This is a genomic window from Murdochiella vaginalis, assembly GCF_902381775.1.
Classification (GTDB): domain Bacteria; phylum Bacillota; class Clostridia; order Tissierellales; family Peptoniphilaceae; genus Murdochiella; species Murdochiella vaginalis.
On record NZ_LR698969.1, the window covers coordinates 1583938 to 1604017 of the forward strand.

13 protein-coding genes are annotated in these 20080 nt (G+C 49.3%); 6 read left to right on the forward strand and 7 right to left on the reverse strand.

The features are described 5' to 3' along the window. Position 1: 1 nt before the first annotated feature. The 3 genes from gndA (at position 2) to FXY30_RS07130 (ending at position 3294) form a co-directional block, all read left to right on the forward strand. The gene (gene gndA, locus FXY30_RS07120; protein ID WP_071705942.1) at positions 2 to 1411 is read left to right on the forward strand and encodes an NADP-dependent phosphogluconate dehydrogenase; all 1410 of its coding nucleotides are present in this window, start codon (positions 2 to 4) and stop codon (positions 1409 to 1411) included. A gap of 298 nt (positions 1412 to 1709) precedes the next feature. Continuing rightward, entirely contained in the window at positions 1710 to 2645 is a 936-nt protein-coding gene (locus tag FXY30_RS07125; RefSeq protein WP_071705943.1) for a phosphoglycerate dehydrogenase, read from the forward strand. Further along, a complete protein-coding gene (locus FXY30_RS07130; protein WP_071705944.1) occupies positions 2638 to 3294 on the forward strand; it encodes a bifunctional 2-keto-4-hydroxyglutarate aldolase/2-keto-3-deoxy-6-phosphogluconate aldolase in 657 nt (218 codons plus the stop codon). Before FXY30_RS07125 ends, FXY30_RS07130 begins: the two co-directional genes overlap by 8 nt. Positions 3295 to 4619: 1325 nt before the next feature. Here FXY30_RS07130 and FXY30_RS07135 read toward each other — a convergent pair. Together FXY30_RS07135 and guaA are read right to left on the reverse strand one after the other, a co-directional pair. Then, complete coding sequence (locus tag FXY30_RS07135) at positions 4620 to 4877, reverse strand: acyltransferase family protein (RefSeq protein ID WP_071705947.1); 258 nt, start codon at positions 4875 to 4877, stop codon at positions 4620 to 4622. 109 nt (positions 4878 to 4986) lie between these two features. Further along, positions 4987 to 6537: a glutamine-hydrolyzing GMP synthase gene (gene guaA, locus FXY30_RS07140; protein ID WP_071705948.1), complete on the reverse strand. Its 1551-nt coding sequence runs from the start codon at positions 6535 to 6537 to the stop codon at positions 4987 to 4989. Positions 6538 to 6743: 206 nt separating this feature from the next. Here guaA and FXY30_RS07145 point away from each other — a divergent pair, with 206 nt between their 5' ends. Beyond that, a complete protein-coding gene (locus FXY30_RS07145) occupies positions 6744 to 7643 on the forward strand; it encodes a MaoC/PaaZ C-terminal domain-containing protein (protein ID WP_071705949.1) in 900 nt (299 codons plus the stop codon). A gap of 151 nt (positions 7644 to 7794) precedes the next feature. Continuing rightward, on the forward strand, positions 7795 to 9468 hold the full coding sequence (locus tag FXY30_RS07150) for a hypothetical protein (protein ID WP_147659394.1): 1674 nt from the start codon (positions 7795 to 7797) through the stop codon (positions 9466 to 9468). 86 nt (positions 9469 to 9554) lie between these two features. Here FXY30_RS07150 and FXY30_RS07155 read toward each other — a convergent pair whose 3' ends face one another. After that, on the reverse strand, positions 9555 to 10427 hold the full coding sequence (locus FXY30_RS07155) for a Cof-type HAD-IIB family hydrolase (RefSeq protein WP_071705951.1): 873 nt from the start codon (positions 10425 to 10427) through the stop codon (positions 9555 to 9557). Positions 10428 to 10677: 250 nt separating this feature from the next. On the opposite strand from FXY30_RS07155, the gene ppk1 reads away from it, so the two are divergent. Next, entirely contained in the window at positions 10678 to 13383 is a 2706-nt protein-coding gene (gene ppk1 / locus FXY30_RS07160) for a polyphosphate kinase 1 (protein ID WP_071705952.1), read from the forward strand. A gap of 61 nt (positions 13384 to 13444) precedes the next feature. Here the strand turns inward: ppk1 and tadA are convergent, their stop codons facing one another. Genes tadA through FXY30_RS07180 form a run of 4 tightly spaced genes read right to left on the reverse strand, consistent with a single transcriptional unit; the run spans position 13445 to position 20078 of the window. Beyond that, positions 13445 to 14008, reverse strand: a complete 564-nt coding sequence (gene tadA / locus FXY30_RS07165; RefSeq protein WP_197675358.1) for a tRNA adenosine(34) deaminase TadA — start codon at positions 14006 to 14008, stop codon at positions 13445 to 13447. A 5-nt stretch (positions 14009 to 14013) separates the two neighbouring features. Continuing rightward, positions 14014 to 16857, reverse strand: a complete 2844-nt coding sequence (uvrA, locus tag FXY30_RS07170) for an excinuclease ABC subunit UvrA (protein WP_071705953.1) — start codon at positions 16855 to 16857, stop codon at positions 14014 to 14016. Between the two features lie 24 nt (positions 16858 to 16881). Further along, positions 16882 to 18876 carry an excinuclease ABC subunit UvrB gene (gene uvrB, locus FXY30_RS07175; RefSeq protein ID WP_071705954.1) on the reverse strand — a complete coding sequence of 665 codons (1995 nt, stop codon included), beginning with the start codon at positions 18874 to 18876 and terminating at the stop codon, positions 16882 to 16884. Next, a complete protein-coding gene (locus FXY30_RS07180) occupies positions 18873 to 20078 on the reverse strand; it encodes a S41 family peptidase (protein ID WP_071705955.1) in 1206 nt (401 codons plus the stop codon). Before FXY30_RS07180 ends, uvrB begins: the two co-directional genes overlap by 4 nt. Positions 20079 to 20080 lie beyond the last annotated feature (2 nt).

A 20080-nucleotide genomic window follows, 5' to 3' on the forward strand; every position in this document is an offset into this window, starting at 1 on the left:
GATGCGTAAATCAAGGATAGGTATTATTGGGCTGTCTGTTATGGGCAAGGGGCTTGCTCTAAATATGGCTAACAATGATTTCTTGGTGTCTGTTTATAACCGAACTGAGAAGAAAACTAGAGATGTTATTGCTCAAGATCATACGGGGAATCTTCATGGTGTTTTTTCTCTTAAAGAATTTCTTGATAGCCTGGAAAGTCCAAAGAACATTTTAATTATGATCAAGTCTGGTTCTGCTGTGGATGAGATGCTAGATAAGCTTCTACCTCTATTAAGAGAAAATGACCTTATCATTGATGGAGGGAATTCACACTTTAAGGATACGATTCGCAGGAGTAATTATTTGGAGGAAAAAGGAATTTTCTACCTAGGAATGGGGGTTTCGGGAGGAGAAAAGGGAGCACTCGAAGGTCCAGCTATTATGGTGGGTGGAAATTTTCAGGCCTATAATCGTATAGATGATGTTTTAGAGGCGATCTCTGCTAAAGCCGAGGACGGCCTCCCCTGTTGTAAATATATTTCTGATAATGGATCCGGTCACTTCGTCAAAATGATACACAATGGAATTGAATATGGTGATATGCAAATAATAGCTGAAGCTGTCTCAATTATGAAACATCTATTACATATTGACAATAAGGAAATGTCTGAAATATTTCGTCAATTTAATAAGGGCCATCTGGAAAGTTACCTTATTGAAATCACTGCTCAATTATTAAAGGAACCCGATGACCAAGGAGAGGGATTCTTGGTTGATAAGATTCTTGATCACGCAGAGCAAAAGGGAACAGGAAAATGGGCCAATCTAGAAGCTATCGATTTGGGTATTAACACCTCCGTCATGATGGCCGGCCTACAGGCTCGCATGATGTCCTCTATAAAAGTGCAAAGACGAAAAGCCGCTGGGATCTATGTAAAAAGAAAAACACCTATCGTTCCTGACAAGGAAAGTCTATTAAAAGATCTTGAGTCTGCTCTACTTGCAGCTAAGGTTATGTCCTATGCACAAGGCTTCTCGCTACTACGGAAAGGAGCACAAATCTATCATTGGAAATTTGATTATAAAGAAATCGCATCCGTCTTTCGAGCTGGCTGCATTATACGGGCAGACTTGCTTTACGTTTTAATGGATGAATTTAGCAAAAATAATGAGCTAGATAATATTTTGCTAACAGAATCCTTTTCAAAGATTCTAAAAAATAGTGTATCTGGCCTACGTAAAATTGTTGTCCACTGCATCGATGGAGGATTTGCCTGCCCTGCTATGAGCTCAGCCATTTCCTATTTCGATGCCTTCTGCACGGAAAATAGTGAAGCAAATATTATTCAAGCCCAGCGGGATCTGTTCGGAGCACATACATTTCAACGTAATGATGGGAAGGAAGGTTATTTCCATCATAATTGGTCATAACAGATGCTGTTCAAGAAGGAGCCATGTGAAAGAGGGGTGATCAAAAACTCTATTTGGACAGTATTCTTTCTAATACTGTCTTCTTCCACAGAATAAAAGAAAGCTATTTAGAAGGGAGAAAACATTATGCTCTAAAAATATAATTTCTTTAAGTGATTAAAAATCTAACATGGGTTCCTGCATACGTATGAATACTGGGATACGCCCATTGATTTCAGCAACTACAAAGAAAAGGGATTAATTGATATTAGAAACACCATTGATGTTTGCGGGAAACTGATAAGGAGGAACGGCTTTAATGAAAATACTAATCACGCCACGTTCATTTGGAAAATACAATATGGATGAATTAAAATCTCTTCTTTCAGAGAAAAATATTGAATATAAGTTAAATCCATATGGTCGTATCCTAACAGAGGATGAAATGATAAAAGAATTGGAAGATATGGATGGAGTTATTGTTGGAGTAGATCCTCTAAATAATAGGATTATAGAAAAGTCAAGGCAACTTAAAGCTATCTCCAAATATGGAGTTGGCGTAGATAATATTGATGTGGCGTTTGCTAAATCGAAAGGGATTCCTATATCCGTCACACGAGGTGCGAATTCAGATGCTGTTGCTGATTATACTTTTTCCCTTTTATTAGCCGTTGCTCGGCGATTAATAGAAATTAATAATACTGGGAAAGCTGGTGATTGGTCTAAAAAGATATCACTTGATGTTTTTAAAAAGAAACTTGGCGTCATCGGTATGGGGGCAATTGGGAAAAAAGTTATTGAGAGGGCTAAGGGCTTCCAGATGGAGGTTTTGGGCTTTGATATTTTTGAAGATCAAGGCTATATGAGAACTAACCATGTAAGAAGCGCCAGCATTAAAGAAATTATGCAGGAGTGTGATTTTGTGAGCCTACACCTTCCATTAACCCCCGAAACCAAGCATGTAATTAATAAGGACGCATTGTCATTGGCGAAAAAAAATTTGGTTCTTATTAATACTGCACGCGGAGGATTAATCGAGGAAGAAGCTTTGTATCAGGCGTTAAAAGAAAAAAGGATTTATGGTGCAGGTCTGGATGCCTTTGAAGAGGAAGGTCCATGCAAATCTCCTTTGTTCTCACTGGATAATGTGGTGATTGGGACGCATACTGCTGCCTCAACGATCGATGCAACAAAGAATATGAGTCTGATGTCGTTAGAAAATTTAATACATGATTTGGAGGATATTAATGAATAAGTTTCAAATGATGCAATACTTATATGAAGAAAAACTTGTCGCCGTAATACGCGGGAATAATGAAGAACAGGTGATTGAAACTGCAAAAGCAGTAGTTGCTGGAGGAATCCATTTTTTAGAGATTACCTTTACTGTGCCTAATGCTCAAATTATTATTGGCAAACTAAATGGGATGTTTCCATGTGATTCCAGCGTAGTTGTTGGTGCAGGAACCTGCTTAGATGCTGAAACCGCCCGCATTGCTATTTTAGCCGGAGCAAAGTTTGTAGTATCTCCTCATTTTGACCCTGATATAATGAAAATTTGTAACTCATATTGTGTTCCGGTTTTCCCAGGGTCAACAGATGTAACAGGTATTAAAGAATGCTTATCCTATGGTGCAGAAGTGGTAAAACTCTTTCCCGGTGAAATCATGGGAATCCATGCTATTAAGGCTTTTAAGGGCCCACTCCCCCATGCAGAATTCATGCCTACAGGTGGTGTAAACGTAGATAATGTCATTGAATGGCTCAAGGGGGGTGCTTTTGCCGTTGGTGTTGGAGGAAGCCTGACTGGTGCTGCAAAAAATGGAGAGTATACTAAGGTCACTGAAATGGCCAAACAATTTGTAGAACAGGTTCACAAATTTAAAAGCCAGCAGGGTGCTTAGGGGCTAGTGAATCATTGAATGATACATTTGAGATTAAGCTAATTAATATCTAGTTTACAATCTGAAAATAGTTATATATTGTCCCCCAAGATTGGATTTTTATCACTTTCTTTGGGGGACAGTTTATTTATTCAACCTCCATTTTATCGTTCTCTTCTTGTTATTTATTCGATTAAACTATAAATGAAGTTATTGATTCTGTGATGCTGGAGATAAAAAAACTATGAATGATATCAACCATAATCTGATTTAGAAAATTAATTCCCTATAATCAGGAAATTCATAGTTAGATCTAAAGCATCATTTTTCTAATCAGAAAAGTAATATTTGCTGGGATTCCGCTCAATATAAAATAAGCTCATAGGCTAAGGCCATCCGCAGGTCATGGTCAAGGTCAAATTTCGGCGGCCGGTAGTCCAGTGGCCAGAGTCCTCAGCATTAACAGTGATAGGCCCTAGTTGTGGTTGACACCTTCTTGCCACACTTGGTACAAATAAATTTCATCCTAGAACCTCCAAAAACGACGGACCAGAGGGATCTTTCCCATAATATATGTGGTAAGAAAAGCAAGAGCAATGATGAGGAGAGTCTTGGCGGGGATGGCCAGAAAGCTATTAAAACTTATGGTAGTAAAGCCAAGTTTCGCGGATAGCTTGTTAATGAGAAAGGGATGGAATAGGTAAAGACCCAGGGTCAAGGAGGAAAGCTGGTAGATCAGCTTTTTTACTCCCTGCGCCCCTTCCCAATTTATCTGCTTGAAAAGTAGGAAAAGAGAAATAGCTTCGATAAAAGTCGTGAGGGAAAAATAGTCGTGAAGAGGAATTTATACACCCCCTTTTGCCAGAGTCCCCATCTGGGTTGAAACGGTGCAAATTGCAACTGATAAGGCATAAAGGGCAAATAATGCCATTGGATGATAGGAAAGCCTATTCGTATTGGCGAAATAGTAACCGAGGATCATGTGGCCAGCATACCCCATAAGGTCCATAGGAATCTTATTTATCAGGCTTAGGATCAAGGGATTTTGAACAAATGAGTCCCGGGTCGGTCGAATGATACCGAAAAGGAAAAATAAACCTAAGAAATACTTTAAAAGTTCTCCCTGCTTGTAAGATCCAATGGTCCTTAGGAAGGGTTGGAGCATATACAAGCCAATGAGGCTGGGGAGAAACCATAGGTGGTAGTGGCTTTTCGCTGTAGCTAGAGATAAGTCCCTCCAGTTCGTATCCAGGATGGCATCCAAACCGATTGAATCAACCGCATATGAAAACGACCATACGCCCAAATCAAGAAAAGAGGGATAATCTTTTTTTGGAACAAGTCCTTTAGGGGAAGGTCCTTTTCAACAGAAAGACGCCGCTTAACATGAAGAAGAGGGGGTCGGAAGACCGGACCATGCTATCATAGCAATTCATGGCGAACCAGGAAGCAGATCCGGGAGAAAGCTCATAAAAACAAGAGACGGAAACATGGAGCAAGACCACCATTCCTGCTGCGCAGATACGCAATAAATCATAGGAGATATTCCGGCTCGTGGGAGCCAGTTGATTGATTTCTTTCCTTTGAGTTTGATTATCCTTCATCCGAATACTTTTCCTCTTCCCTTCTCCCCATTGTACTTCCCTTTCATTTCAGGAGTGTATTTTATAATCCCAAGTTCACTGGCTCTTGTATATTCTAAACCACCAGTTATCATTCCCATTCAATCGTCGCCGGGGGCTTGCCGGTGATGTCATAGACGACGCGGCTGACGCCGTCGACTTCGTTCACGATGCGATTGGAGGCGCGGTCAAGGACGTCGTAAGGAATGCGGGCCCACTCGGCGGTCATGAAGTCGTTCGTGGTGACGGCACGCAGACCGAGGACGCAATCGTAGGTGCGATGATCGCCCATGACGCCAACGGTGGCAATGTCGGTGAGGACGGCAAAATATTGGCCGATGGTGCGATGGAGGCCGGCGTTCTTGATTTCTTCGCGCCAGATGGCATCGGCATCCTGGACGATGCGAATGCGTTCGCGCGTGATGTTGCCCAGAATACGCACAGCAAGTCCGGGACCCGGGAACGGCTGACGCCAGACGAGATCCTCGGCGATGCCAAGTTCGGTGCCGACAGCGCGCACTTCATCCTTGAAGAGATCGCATAAGGGTTCTACGAGCTCCTGAAAACGAACATTTTTCGGCAAGCCGCCGACATTGTGGTGCGATTTGATGACGGCGCCGCCCACTCCGGACTCAATGACGTCCGGATAGATCGTGCCCTGAACAAGGACATCCACCGCGCCGATTTTTTCCGCCTCTTCTTCAAAGACACGGATAAACTGCTCGCCGATGATTTTGCGCTTCTTTTCCGGATCGGTGACTCCGTCCAGCAGACGCAAAAAGCGTTCCGAAGCATCCACGCGAATCAGATTGAGACCGAATTCTTCCTTAAATACGCGCTCAACCGTATCCGCCTCATCCTTGCGCAAAAGGCCATGATCCACGAAAACGCAGGTCAGATCCTTGCCGATGGCTTTGTGCACGAGAAGTGCCGCCACGGATGAATCCACGCCGCCGGAAAAGGCGCAAAGCGCTTTCTTCCCCGCCAACGTTTCTTGCAAATGCGAAATGGTCTGCGAAACGAAGGTGGACATCTTCCACTGTCCCGTCACGCCGCAGATGGCATAGAGAAAGTTGTGAAGCAATTGCTTGCCGAAGACCGTATGCTCCACTTCGGGATGAAATTGCATACCGTAGAGACGGCGGCGGTCATCGCCGAAGGCGGCCACCGGACAATTCGCGGAATGCGCAATGGCGGAAAAGCCTTCGCCCAAAGCGTGAATCTGATCGCCATGGCTCATCCACACGACGGAAGTTTCCGGCATCTCCTGAAAGAGAGGCGAGGAAAGGTCGAAGGTCGTCTCTGTTTTACCGTATTCGGCAACACCGGCTTTAGCAACTTTTCCCGCTGTATGATGCGCGATCCACTGCGCACCGTAGCAAATGCCGAGGATGGGAATGCCCAGCGACAGGATCCCTTCATCCGCCTGAAGCGATTGCGGATCATAGACCGAATCCGGGCCGCCTGTCAAAATCAGGCCGGAATAATGCCCTTCCTGAATAACGGAAAGCGGTGTCGTACAAGGCTTAATCTCACAATAGACGTGTTCTTCCCGCACCCGACGACCGATGAGCTGTTTATATTGTCCGCCAAAATCCAAAATCAGGATTTTTTCCTGCCGAAGCGTTTCTGTTTGAAGCATAATTCCTCCTGTTTGCACTACACCCGCGCGGGTAGATAAAAGAGCAGTCACAAGCCTCCGCATGCCGGAGTCGAAGAGCCCGGCACGAAAAGGCTACCCTTGATAGCTTCATTATATCGAATTTTACCGTCCCGATGGAACGGATATGCGGATGTTGCCGCCGATATGCGGAAACAAACACATCTCTACGGAAGAAAGGATCCCCTATGTCTACGATAAAGCGAATTCGCTATTTTGACGACTTTACCGTCGGCGAGACATTTCCGATCGCACCGATACGCCTTGACGAACAGGATCGTCTGGCGTTTTCCACAAAGTTTGAAGGCGGTACGCTCTTTCCCGGCCTATCCCCTTGGCATGTGGCGACCGCCGTCTGGGGAAAATGGGTGGAGACGAAAACGGATGCCGGCGGGATGGTGGCCGGCATGAGCATTGATTTTGCCCGCTGGTATCGAAACGTATCGGTCGGCGAAATACTCCTCGGCACCGTCACCATTTCCCGCAAGCGCGTTTTCTCCACCGGGGATGCCGGAAGCGTCTCCTTTTTGCTTTCCGTCGTAGACCAAGACCGTCGGCCCATTCTGGAGATGGAAATTACCGGCAAAATGCGGCTCCGCACACCGGTAGCACCCGATTCGCAAGCAACCTCTGCGCCGAAACAAAAGGAAACCGAACCGCAGAGCATGCAAACGTGGCATCCTGCGCCGTTCACGCTGTCGGAAGAAGAAATCATCGCCTTCGGCCTGGCGTTTGATGATCGCCCCATTCATGTGGATCGCGACGTTGCCGCCCAAGGTCCTTTCGGGGAGCTGATCGCCTCGGGATTGCATTCCATGGCGCGTCTTCTCGGCCTGTGGTATGCAACCATCCACGAAAAAGAAAGCGCATTTTCCGACGATGGTACATTCGAAATTCTCAATGCCCGCTGGCTTTCGCCGGTGAGAGCGAAACGTACCATCGTTCCATCCATTGCACTTACAAAAAAAGAACCTGCGCCGGATGGACGCGCGGTTCTTTATTTTACAAATCAACTATGCGATATACGGGAAAGCCCCCTCGTTCTCTGCCACATCCGAACGCTCCGATCAACAGGTATCCAATCCTAAAACGAGAAAAGGCAACCTTGGAATAGGGGCAGATGTTTTTTTGCTATAATGAGGAAGAAGCGATAGATACGTCAGGATGAAAGAAGATAGAGACTCGCTTGACGGTAAGAAAAAGGGGAACAATCGCGTGGGAAAAGAGAGGAAAGTGAAAATGAAGAAAAAAGCACTGGGAGCAGCACTACTATCTTTTTTGCTGGTCTTTAGCATGATTTTCGGCCTCCTGCTGGGAAATGTCCGGGCAGAGGTAGTTCCTGACCCGGAGGGCATTTCGTATGATGCCGATGGGAATCTGAACATTGCAAATCAAAAAGATTTGCAGACGGAAATCGAAAAAGCACGCTCGTTAGGCGTAAAGGTCAATGTGAGTGAAAACAAGAACCCGGCTTTATATGTTGGTGATACGGCTGCGTTAAATGCAGCAATAACGACTATTGAAAACCAGAATCACGCCGCAATAACAAATTTAAAAGCCGCTGTCGAGCAGCAAAAGGTGAATAACGATGCATATAAAGAGCAGCTCGTTCAGTCTTTCAAAGATGCCAACGGCCAGACCTGGTCTTATGATGACTTGCGTCGTTTAGTGTTATCGCCATCCGAACTGGATGCATATAAAAGCGATCCTACGGTCTTGCTCGCAAAAGTGATCCAGCGCTTTTCGGAATCCTCCGTCGTGACCGCAAATAAAAATACGAAGCGAGGAGAAACACATCTCGCCGAAAAAGACTTTTTAACTACCGGGGATACAATTCGCTACAACAACGTGTTTACCGACCGTCGAAGCGGAAAAATTGTCGATCTTCTCATAACAATAGGCAACATTGAAGAAATACAGGGCATCAAGGAGAATGCCACCAGAGTACCGGTAACAAAAACCACATTAATAGGCGGTCTTCCAGATCAACCTCGCTTCTTTTATGGAAGACATGACGTCACCATGGATGTCAAATTTCTCGAGAACGGTACAGACAATCCAATTTCCATTATACCTATCTTGCTTTTTGTCGATGTGGATCACTATCAAGGTGTGAAAGTAACCAATGCTGCGATCATCGGCGCCTTGCCCGGAAAAAACGTCGCGAGTGATCAAAATCGCCCCGGAGTGTACGCTGCAACAGTTAATACAGATGATCGCCCCGATGGAGGAAGCAATGTTTACTGGCTGATGTTTGGTGCCCAGGAAACCACCGGCTTCACATATACCTTCTATGCGCATACCGTTGACGGACTAAATGTTTATCAGGGTATAGGGGCCATGGATAGTGTCATGAAAGACGGCTACACCCCACCAACCAAGCCTCAGCAGGAAGTCGTTACGGTGAACGTCTTAAAACAGCCGATCTATCACCAGGTTTCCTACCAGTTTATGGGCAATTATCCCAAGAAGGCGAAGCTTCCGACCGACGCAACGAAATATGCCGTTGGGCAACAGCTTAACGTGGCGGCAGAGCCGGATAAAATCTCCGGATGGACATTCTTGGGTTGGTTTGAAGATCAGACACTGAAGACTCCCATCAAAGCCCACCCTGTCAATACCAACGAAATAATCTACGGCGCATGGAAAAGAAAGCCTACTCCGCCAACAATCTCTTCCAGCGTGAGCAGTTCGTTGCCACCAAGCTCCGACTCGATGAGCACTGTTCCGGGCATTCCCCAGACACCGGAGCAGCCGCCGGAAACGTCGAGCACGCCGAAGCCGACGAAGACGAATGCTAAAGCACCGAGGACCGGGGAATTGGAGAATCGCATGTGGGGTATCACCCTGCTTGGCCTTGCAACTGCGGCCGTCGGTTTTGCAACGATCGAGAGAAAGAAATCGAAACGCTAAGCAAAAAAGATAGAAGAAACAAAAGGGAAGGCATCGCGTAGATGCCCTCCCTTTCTTTCTTCACACGCCATTTCTGAATCTTGTTTCTACCTTTCCGGCATAAGCCGCGCCAAAAACTGGTAAATTCCGCCGGCATTATTGGATCCCGTGCGGTACTTCGCTGTTGCCGCCGCTCGATCGGAGGCTTTTTCCATCGCCACACTCACCCCGGCATAGGCCAACATGGGAATATCATTATCTTCGTCCCCAAAGGCCACGATTTCATCCGGCATGATGTCATAGCGATCCGCATATTCCTGCAACCCGGTGCCCTTGTTGATGCCACGCATCATGGCCTCAAAATACGTTTCCGCCGAAAACGCGCCGTAGATATCGGCTTCATAGTCATCTTTTACCATGGCCTGCGCCTTTAAAATCAGCGAACGGTCGCCTAAAACGCAAGCTTTTACCGGTTCCTCCGGAAGCGGCGTACTCAAGTCATAGTGTTCCACTTTCATCGACGTCACTTTTTCAATGCGTTCCAGTCCCTTTTCCATGGATATCCCAAAGTAGGTAAGCCCTTCTCGTTTCGGCACGTCTACATAAATTTTCTCGCGTCCATAGGCGATCAATGTCAATAGAAATGGCTTCCATAGCTGAAAATAGTGCTGTGCGGATGCAATTGTCAGGGTGTGTCGCCAAAGTTCCTTTTCCACGCCCAGTTGGTAGGCATGCCCGCCGTTTGCGCCGATGATGACGCCTTCGTGGCGATCCATTTGCAATTCGCGCGCATAGCGCATCATGCTCTGAATGGGGCGCCCGGAAATTAAGGTCAGTCGAATGCCCTCTTCTTGCCAGGCAATGAGCAACTCTTTGGTACGCTGCTCAATCGTTAGGTCCGACTGGAGGATGGTACCATCCATATCCGATGCGATCAGACGCAACGGATGTCCGTTCGGAAGGAGTATCGTTTTTGTCATTCTTCCTCTTTTCTTTGTTTCTGCGCTTGCACCTTCTCTGTCACCGCTCCTGCGGCGACGGCAAGCGCCTCTTTTCTTCTCTTTGTTCCCTGCCAGTATAACCGATTTTTTATCTTCGCTCATGCGCAAACAGAGAAAAGCGGGCAAAAACGACCGATTTTAACCTGTTTCTAACACAAACCCGTCGGTTCATTCGAGACTAAGGATATAATACCAATAGATCATCATCACGGGCATCAGGGAGGACGAAATGAGCGAACAACGTACCGTACAACCAAATGAGGACAAATTACGCGAAAACAAGAAGCAAGCCAAGGGCTCGGATACCAGTTTTACCCAGAATCGCGAGCTTTCCTGGCTGGAATTTAATCGCCACGTCCTGCAGGAAAGTACCGATCCTCGTGTTCCACTTTATGAGCGTTTTAAGTTTATCGCCATTTTTACTAGCAATCTCAGCGAATTCTTCCGGGTGCGCGTCGGATCGCTTATGAATTTAAAGGAATGGAAGGGTAATGTTCTTGACAACAAGACGGGCTGGAATGCCGATGAGCAGCTTTCCCATGTCTTTGCGGAAATGCCGCAGCTCTATGCTGAACGCGATGCCGCTTTCGCACAATTAAGCGATGCGCTGGAGCTTTCCGGTGTGCATCACAAAAGCATGGAAAACCTGACCAAGTCGGAGGCGAAATTCATTGCCAGCTATTATGAAACCAATGTTTTGCCGCTTTTGTCGCCGCTGATTATCAATGCGCGTCATCCATTCCCACACATGGTCAACCAAATGCTGTATATATTCTGCGACGTGGAAGACCTCAAGGGCATCGAGTATTATGCTCTCATCGGCGTCCCGGCCTGGATCTCACCCATTGTTTTCTTTCCGGAAGGAGCCTCGTATGTGCTGCTGGAAGAAATCATTATGGATCAAGCGGCGACGCTGCTGAGCGGCTTCAAGATTAAGGATTCCGCCGTCATTTCATTAACACGCAATGCGGATATCGATCTGGATGACGGCATCGACGAGATGGAGGGCAACCTTTTACAGGCCATGAAAAAGGCGATAAAAAAGCGGAATCGTCTTGCACCGGTGCGTCTGGAAATTCAGGGTTCGCTTCCGAAAGCATCCATTAAATTCCTGTTGAAATATCACCGTCTAGACAATACCCAGGTATATTTCAGCAAGGCCCCCTTGCGCATGAAATACGTCTTCGCGATTGAGGATCTGTTAACGCCCAAGCAGAAAGATCAGCTCTGCTATCGGTCCTTCGCGCCACAGCCTTCCCCCATGTTTTTGCCCGATGTGCCCGTCATTGACCAGGTGTTTCAGGAGGATAAGCTGCTGCACTATCCGTATGAGTCGATGGAGCCATTCCTTCGCATGTTAAAAGAAGCGGCGCAGGATCCGACCGTGATCTCTATTTCCATTACCATCTATCGTATGGCCTCCATTTCCAAGGTGGCGGAATATTTAGCCATGGCAGCGGAAAATGGCAAGGATGTGCTGGCCCTGATGGAATTGCGAGCTCGTTTCGATGAAGAAAACAACATAGACTACTCGGAACGTCTGGAACAGGCGGGCTGCACCGTGATTTACGGTCTCGAAGACTACAAGGTGCATTCCAAAATCTGTCATATTGCACTCTACCGGGAAGGCAAAGTACGCGAGATCACGCAGATCGGAACCGGCAATTACAACGAAAAAACGGCAAAGCAATACACCGATTTAAGCTACTTCACGGCGGATGAGCGCATCGGTGCGGATGCCGGAGCCTTTTTCAAAAACATGCTCATCAGCAAAGTCGACGGCCGCTATGACAAATTATGCGTTGCTCCTACGGGCATTAAGCCGATGTTGTTGACGCTGATTGATCGCGAGATTTTGCGGGTCAAAAACGGCGAAGATGCGCGCATCCTCTTGAAATGCAATTCCATCACCGAACGCGATCTGATGGACAAGCTTTCCGAGGCCTCGAACGCCGGCGTTCATATTGTGATGATTGTTCGAGGCATCTGCTGTCTTTTGCCCGGCATCCCCGGCAAAACCGAAAATATTCGGGTGCTGTCCGTAGTCGGCCGTTTTTTGGAACATCACCGCATTTATTGCTTCGGTGCGAACCGCGAAGATATGTATATTTCTTCTGCCGATCTGATGACGCGCAATTTAGTGAATCGCGTCGAAATCGCCGTGCCGATTCAGCAGGATGCCATTCGACAACGCATCAGTCATATTTTGGATGTGTTTCTGGCCGATGATGCCAAGGCACGGGAGCTCTTCTCCGACGGCAGCTATCGCCGCGTACAAGGAACAAAAGGTCTCTCCGCACAATCCCGCTTCATGGAAGAAGCGGAGGACGCCGCAGGAAGATTCCGGGAAGAATTGCGGGCAAGAGAAAAGCCGGTCTCTGCGCCCGCTACTACACCAAAACAGACGCCCGCACCGGCACCCGCGCCAAAACTGACCCCTGCACCCACTACTGCACCAAAACCGACACCTGCACCTGCGGCCGAACCGAAGCCGACGCCTGCGCCCGCGCCTGCATCAATACCGACATCGGCACCCGCGGCCGAACCAAAGCCAACGCTCGCACCCGTAACAGCTCCAACGCCTAAAGTAACACCGAAAACGGAAAAGACACAAAAAGCAGGCGAGGTGACTCGTCACGGTACTCTACACCAAGCCATCCAGGCTGCAACACAAAAACCGCAGCAACCGCCAGTCGCGCCTGTGACACAAAAGCCGCAGCAGACAGACCATGCTGACGTCACAACACAAAAACCACAAAACACGATTTCTGTTCCGGCATCGGAAGAAACAGGCAAAGAGGATAACGCGCAGACGGCCGCAAAAGCAGCGCCAACTGAAAGCGCGTCAACGTCTAACAAGGAAAAAAGTGCGCCAAAAGCTGCCGAACCACGTAGCTTGTGGCAAAAAATTAAGGCGTTTTTCCATCGCGGATGACTTTGAAAAACGCCTTGCATCATTAAAAAAACGCCGTGCTGTGTGCGCAAGCGAAACTACTTTATTTCTCGGTGTTTCGCCTGCCCTCGGCACGGCGTTTTTGAAAAAAAGTCCGAAGAAGATTTGCGGAAACGTCCGCATAGAGCCCGGATGTGACCGGAAAGGCATGCAGATTATCCCCATGGCCGAGAATGGCAAACTGGGATCCGCAGCCGCCGCGTTCCGGGTCATCGGCGCCGTAAACAAGGCGACCGAGACGCGCATGAAGCATGGCGCCGGCGCACATCACACAAGGTTCCAACGTGACATAGAGTGTCATCTCGGTCAACCGACGTCCGTATCGACGACCGGCAGCTTCCAGAAGCAATAATTCTGCATGCGCGAGTCCGTTATGATCGCGTTCGACGCGGTTGATGCCTTCCGCCACTACGACGCCACGGCATACTAAAACAGCACCGACAGGCACTTCGCCCAAGGATGCTGCCCACCGTGCTAAACGCAACGCGCGACGCATATAGTGTCGGTCTATCACGCGGCGCGGGAAACAGACGACCGCCATGGGACGCTGCCTCCCCTTCGGTCCGCGCAAAACCTTCTTTAATTGCGCACGACGCATGAATCGCATGTCCCTCATCCTTGCTCTTTTAAACGATCCCGTTCCAGAATGGGCTGTAGATACTTTCCGGTATAGGATCCTTTTACGCGACAAACTTCTTCCGGCGTGCCTTCGGCTACAATTTGGCCGCCGCCGTCTCCCCCTTCCGGGCCCAGATCGACCAGATAATCCGCCACTTTAATCACATCCAGATTATGCTCAATGACGACAATCGTGTTTCCTTGATCAATCAGGCGCGTAAATACCTTGATGAGCTTATCAATATCTGCCACGTGCAAGCCTGTAGTGGGCTCGTCCAGAATATAAATGGTTTTACCCGTGGACACTTTTCCGAGCTCCGCCGCCAATTTGACACGCTGGGCTTCACCGCCGGAAAGCTCCGTCGACGGCTGGCCGATCTTGAGATATCCCAGGCCCACGTCCACCAATGTTTGCAGCTTGCGGGCAATGCCCTTATGGTTGCGGAAAAATTCCAGTCCCTCTTCGATGGTCATTTCCAACACGTCGGAGATGGTTTTTCCGCGGTAATGCACCTGCAGGGTTTCGTGGTTGTACCGATGCCCGTGGCAGACTTCACACGGAACGTAGACGTCGGGAAGAAAGTGCATCTCCACCTTGATGGTGCCATCCCCCCGGCAGGCCTCGCAGCGCCCGCCCTTCACGTTGAAGGAGAAGCGTCCCTTGTCAAAGCCGCGCATTTTTGCTTCATTCGTCTGGGCAAAGACGTCCCGGATGAGATCAAAGACCTTCGTATACGTTGCCGGATTGGAGCGCGGTGTACGCCCGATGGGCGATTGGTCAATTTCAATGACTTTGTCCAGTTCTTTTTCACCGCGAATGCTGCGATAGGCACCCGGACGCAAATGCGCTTGGTTCAGGCGATTCGCCAGCACTTTGTATAAAATGCCCTCCACAAAGGAGCTCTTTCCGGAACCTGATACGCCCGTAATGCACGTCAAAACGCCCAGCGGCAAACGGATATCGATGTTCTTCAAGTTATTTTCCTGACATCCCAACACTTCCATCCAGCCGGTGGGTTTGCGACGTTCGACCGGCACGGGAATGAATTTACGGTGGGCAAGATAATCGCCCGTGATGGAGTTCGGATTGGCGCAGATGTCATCGAAGGTGCCTTCCGCGACCAAAGTGCCACCCTGAATGCCTGCTCCGGGGCCGATGTCCACAATCCAGTCGGCCGCGCGCATGGTGTCTTCATCATGTTCGACGACGATGAGGGTGTTGCCCAGATCGCGCAGATTTTTTAAGGCGCCGAGCAGACGATCGTTATCGCGCTGGTGCAGACCGATGGACGGCTCATCTAGCACGTAAACGACACCCACCAGCCCCGCGCCGATTTGCGTGGCCAAACGAATGCGCTGACTTTCCCCGCCGGAGAGCGTGGCCGCATAACGATCCAAGGTCAAATAGTCGAGTCCGACATCCACCAGAAATTGCAGGCGCGCCTTGACTTCCTTGAGAATCGGACGCGCAATGATGGCCTCCGCTTCGGTAAAGGTGAGCGTATCCACCCAGGCCAATGCCTCATGGATAGACATACGGTTAAATTCGGCAATGTTTTTTTCGCCAATATGGATGGCCAGCGCTTCCGGACGCAGACGATCCCCGTGACAGGTTGTACAGGTGTTTTCCGCCATATATTCGCGGATGCGCTGCTGCATAAAATCGGAATTGGTCTGATGGTACCGGCGCGTTAAATTGGGAATGACGCCTTCCCAGGCATCATAGTATGTTTTTTGGCCGGAGAAATGCGAATCAAACCGAAAACGCAGCTTTTTCCCCTTCGTTCCATAGAGAATCGCATCGGTGACTTCCTTCGGCGCTTCGCCGATGGGCCGATCCGTCGGCCAATCATAGAGCGCGCAGAGCGCATGAATCATCTCGTAATAGTAGGTGCCCTTCACGGAAGTCGCAAACGGCGCAATGGCTCCCTCGTCGATGGAAAGATCGGGATTGGGAATGCAGAGTTTGGCATCCACCGCAATATGGAAGCCGATGCCGTTGCAATCGGGGCAGGCCCCCTGCGGGCTGTTAAACGACAGCAGACGCGGCTCAATTTCTTCGATGACCATGTGTCCGTTAGGACAGGCAAGCTTCGAGGAATAACGGTGCAGTTCTCCGTCTACGACCTGAATGGAACAGCTGCCATTCGCCTGTTTCAGTGCCGTTTCAATGGACATGGCAAGCCGCGAACGCATCCCGTCGCGGCGCACCAGACGATCCACGACAATGGCGATGGAATGCTTCGTATTTTTGTCCAATTCCGGCTGTGTGCCGAGATCATACATCTCTCCATCCACCAGCACACGGGTAAAGCCTTGCCGCTCTAAATTGGTGAAAATCTTATCGTGGCGTCCCTTTTTGTCGCGCACCACAGGTGAAAGCACGAGAAAGCGCGTTTTTTCGGGAAACGCCATCACCTCTTCGACGATCTGATCCACCGCCATAGCGCGAATCGGCTCGCCGCATACCGGACAGACTGCCTTTCCCACTTTGGCGTAAAGCAGGCGTAGATAGTCATGAATTTCCGTCACCGTGCCCACGGTGGAACGCGGGTTGCGGTTGGTCGTTTTCTGGTCAATGGAGATGGCCGGCGACAGGCCTTCCACAAGGTCGACATCCGGCTTGTCCATCTGCCCCAAAAACATGCGCGCATAGCTGGAAAGACTTTCCACGTAGCGACGCTGTCCCTCGGCATAAATCGTATCAAAGGCTAACGAGCTTTTTCCGGAGCCGGAAAGCCCGGTCATCACAATCAGTTTGTTGCGCGGCAGCGTCAAATCCAAGTTTTTCAGATTGTTGACGCGCGCACCGCGTATAACAATGTTTTCGAGTGTCATGTCCATCCTTTCTATACAATTTGCTTAGGATAGGCCGTATTCGCGCTTCATGGCGCGAATCGCATCGCGCAGACGGGCTGCGCGTTCAAAGTCGAGTTCTTCCGCTGCCTTGCGCATCTCCACATCCATTGTGGTGATCATGCGGGAAAGATCCTCGCGCGAGTAGCTTTCTTTTTCTTCTGTCGGCAATTCGCCCTGATATTCTTTCAGCTCTTCGGCGGCAATTTCGGTCGAAATACGAGCATGAATTTCTTTCTGTATGGTCGTGGGCGTAATGCCGTGTTTCTTATTATAAGCCTGCTGCAGAGCGCGGCGACGTTCCGTTTCTTCGATCGCGGCCGCCATGGAATCCGTCATTCGGTCACCATACAAAATGACATGACCGTTCACATTGCGCGCCGCACGGCCGATGGTTTGAATGAGGGACGTCTCCGAACGTAAGAAGCCCTCTTTATCCGCATCCAAAATGGCAATCAGGGATACTTCCGGCAAATCCAGTCCCTCGCGAAGGAGGTTGATGCCGATGAGCACATCATAGGTTCCCAGACGCAAATCGCGCAGAATTTCCATGCGCTTGAGCGTCTCGACATCCGAATGCAGATAAATGGCCTTGACCTTCGCTTCTTCCAGATACTTGGTCAAATCTTCTGCCATCTTTTTGGTCAGCGTAGTGATCAAGGTGCGCTCCCCGCGTTCGGTGGTTTTTTGGATTTCCGCCATCAGATCATCAATCTGATGCTTTGTCGGGCGCACTTCCACGAGCGGATCCAAAAGCCCCGTCGGCCGAATGACCTGGTCAACCGTCTGCGTTGCATGTTCGTTTTCATAGGGGCCCGGCGTGGCGGACATGAAAATCGCCTGCGGAACCAGTGCCTCAAACTCATCAAATTTCAACGGACGATTGTCCAGCGCCGAAGGCAAACGGAAACCGTAATCCACTAAGTTTTGTTTCCGCGCGCGGTCGCCGTTATACATTCCGCGCACCTGCGGAATCGTCTGATGGCTCTCGTCCACCATGAGAAGAAAATCCTTGGGAAAATAGTCGATCAGCGTATACGGGCGCGATCCCGGCGGTCGCCCGCTCATCGGAGCGGAATAGTTTTCAATGCCGGAACAAAAGCCCACTTCCGTCAGCATTTCCAAATCATAGAGTGTACGCTGCTCGAGTCGCTGCGCTTCCACCAGTTTATTTTCGCTTTGCAGAACGCTGAGGCGCTGTTGCAGTTCCTCTTCGATGCGCACGATGGCGCGTTTGAGCTTTTCTTTTGTGGTCGCATAGTGACTGGCCGGATAAATCATGTAATAGCTTCGGCCGCGCAGAATTTCGCCCGTTAAGGAGTTAATCTCCACAATACAGTCAATCTCATCCCCAAAAAACTCGACTCGGATGGCTTCTTCATCGGAAGAAACCGGAAAAACGTCTACGACATCGCCGCGCACCCGAAAGGTGCCGCGCTGAAAAGCCACATCGTTGCGCACATATTGAATGGAGACGAGCTTGCGCAAAAAATCGTCGCGGTCCATAGTCATACCCGGACGCACGGAAACCGTCAGTTCCAAATAGTCTTCCGGGTCGCCGAGGCCGTAAATGCACGAGACCGAGGCAACGATAATCACATCCCGGCGTTCAAAGAGAGACATCGTGGCGGAGTGACGCAATTTATCAATTTCATCGTTTACCGAGGAATCCTTCGCAATATAGGTGTCCGTCGCCGCTACATAGGCTTCCGGCTGATAGTAATCATAGTAGCTGACAAAATACTCCACCGCATTGTGAGGAAAAAAGCCGCGCAGCTCCGAACAGAGCTGCGAAGCCAATGTTTTATTATGGGCAAGCACTAACGTCGGGCGCTGAATGGCCTGAATGATGTTGGCCATGGTAAAGGTCTTGCCCGAGCCGGTCACGCCGCGAAGCGTTTGATAGCGATCTCCGCGGCGAACGCCTTCGACCAGCGCCTGAATGGCCTGTGGCTGGTCGCCCGTCGGCTGAAACTTGGATTCAAGCTGAAAACCGCTCATAAGCCCTTCACTTCTTCAATCGCGCGCTTCAGCTGCGGATCCTCCTCTAAAAAGTCCGGGCCGATGCCTTTCGCATTATCCGGTGCCTTGACGACGATGTCGGGCGTGATGCCTTTTCCGTGAATTTTTTCTCCGTTCGGTGTGAGGTATTCGGCCATAGTCAATTTGAATCCGCCGTCTTTTCCGTTGTCACCGAGGGGATAAATCTGTTGCACGATGCCCTTGCCGAAAGTCGTCTCGCCAATGGATTTGGCGCGTTTGTTATCTCGCAAGGCTCCCAGCAGAATTTCCGATGCGGAAGCCGATCCGCCGTTCGCCAGCACTGTGATGGGTTCCGTAAAATGCTTTTCGTCGGATTCGCTCTTTTCTTCCTGCCCTTTGTTATTCACCGTGGTAACGATGGTGGCCTTGCCGAGCAGAAGATCGGCAATGTCTTCACAGGTGTCCAGCAAACCGCCCGGGTTGTTGCGCAAATCCAGGACAAAGCGCTTGGCACCCTGCTTCTCAAGCTCTTTCCATGCCTTTTCAAAATCCGTAGCGGTTTCTTCATCAAACGAAGTCAGCTGCAAGTAGCCGATATCATCGGGAAGCATCTTGCTGATCACGGTATCGACTTTAATCATTTCGCGGATAATGCGTGCATGGGACGTCTGGGTCTTTCCCTGAATCACGCGCTGCACGGTTAATTCCACCGGTGTCTGCGGATCGCCGCGCATCTTGTCTGTCGCTTCCTGCAAATCCTGTCCCGTATAGGTCACCCCATCCACTTCGATGATTTTATCCCCTGCTTTGATGCCCGCTCGCGCAGCCGGGGTATTGGCAATCGGCGAAACCACGGTAATCAGATTATCCTCTCCGGCCGTGATGACCAGACCCACGCCGGCAAACTTTCCGCTCGTATCCTCCACCAAACGCTGATATTCTTCCGGCGTGTAGTATTCCGAATACGGGTCTTTAAGCCCCCAAAAGAGGCCTTTATATATGCCAGTTTCCAGATCTTCCGGCTTGTAGGAAAAGAGATAGTCGCTCTTGATGGTCTTGCGGTACAGATCCAGATTCTTCATGATGCGCTCATCCGCATCCGTTGCCTCCGAAGCCTTCTGGACCGGTTCGGTTTCCATGTTGTGACCTAAAATAAAGCCGCCGCCTCCCACCGCAACCAAGAGGAGCAACAGCAGTATGGTTTTTCCCAATTTCTTCATGG

What these genes read in the sequence shown, in the direction of transcription:
- gndA (WP_071705942.1), top strand. Translation starts at nt 2, where the DNA reads ATGCGTAAATCAAGGATAGGTATTATTGGGCTGTCTGTTATGGGCAAG.
- FXY30_RS07125 (WP_071705943.1), top strand. Translation starts at nt 1,710, where the DNA reads ATGAAAATACTAATCACGCCACGTTCATTTGGAAAATACAATATGGAT.
- FXY30_RS07130 (WP_071705944.1), top strand. Translation starts at nt 2,638, where the DNA reads ATGAATAAGTTTCAAATGATGCAATACTTATATGAAGAAAAACTTGTC.
- FXY30_RS07135 (WP_071705947.1), bottom strand. Translation starts at nt 4,877, where the DNA reads ATGAAGGATAATCAAACTCAAAGGAAAGAAATCAATCAACTGGCTCCC.
- guaA (WP_071705948.1), bottom strand. Translation starts at nt 6,537, where the DNA reads ATGCTTCAAACAGAAACGCTTCGGCAGGAAAAAATCCTGATTTTGGAT.
- FXY30_RS07145 (WP_071705949.1), top strand. Translation starts at nt 6,744, where the DNA reads ATGTCTACGATAAAGCGAATTCGCTATTTTGACGACTTTACCGTCGGC.
- FXY30_RS07150 (WP_147659394.1), top strand. Translation starts at nt 7,795, where the DNA reads ATGAAGAAAAAAGCACTGGGAGCAGCACTACTATCTTTTTTGCTGGTC.
- FXY30_RS07155 (WP_071705951.1), bottom strand. Translation starts at nt 10,427, where the DNA reads ATGACAAAAACGATACTCCTTCCGAACGGACATCCGTTGCGTCTGATC.
- ppk1 (WP_071705952.1), top strand. Translation starts at nt 10,678, where the DNA reads ATGAGCGAACAACGTACCGTACAACCAAATGAGGACAAATTACGCGAA.
- tadA (WP_197675358.1), bottom strand. Translation starts at nt 14,008, where the DNA reads ATGCGATTCATGCGTCGTGCGCAATTAAAGAAGGTTTTGCGCGGACCG.
- uvrA (WP_071705953.1), bottom strand. Translation starts at nt 16,857, where the DNA reads ATGACACTCGAAAACATTGTTATACGCGGTGCGCGCGTCAACAATCTG.
- uvrB (WP_071705954.1), bottom strand. Translation starts at nt 18,876, where the DNA reads ATGAGCGGTTTTCAGCTTGAATCCAAGTTTCAGCCGACGGGCGACCAG.
- FXY30_RS07180 (WP_071705955.1), bottom strand. Translation starts at nt 20,078, where the DNA reads ATGAAGAAATTGGGAAAAACCATACTGCTGTTGCTCCTCTTGGTTGCG.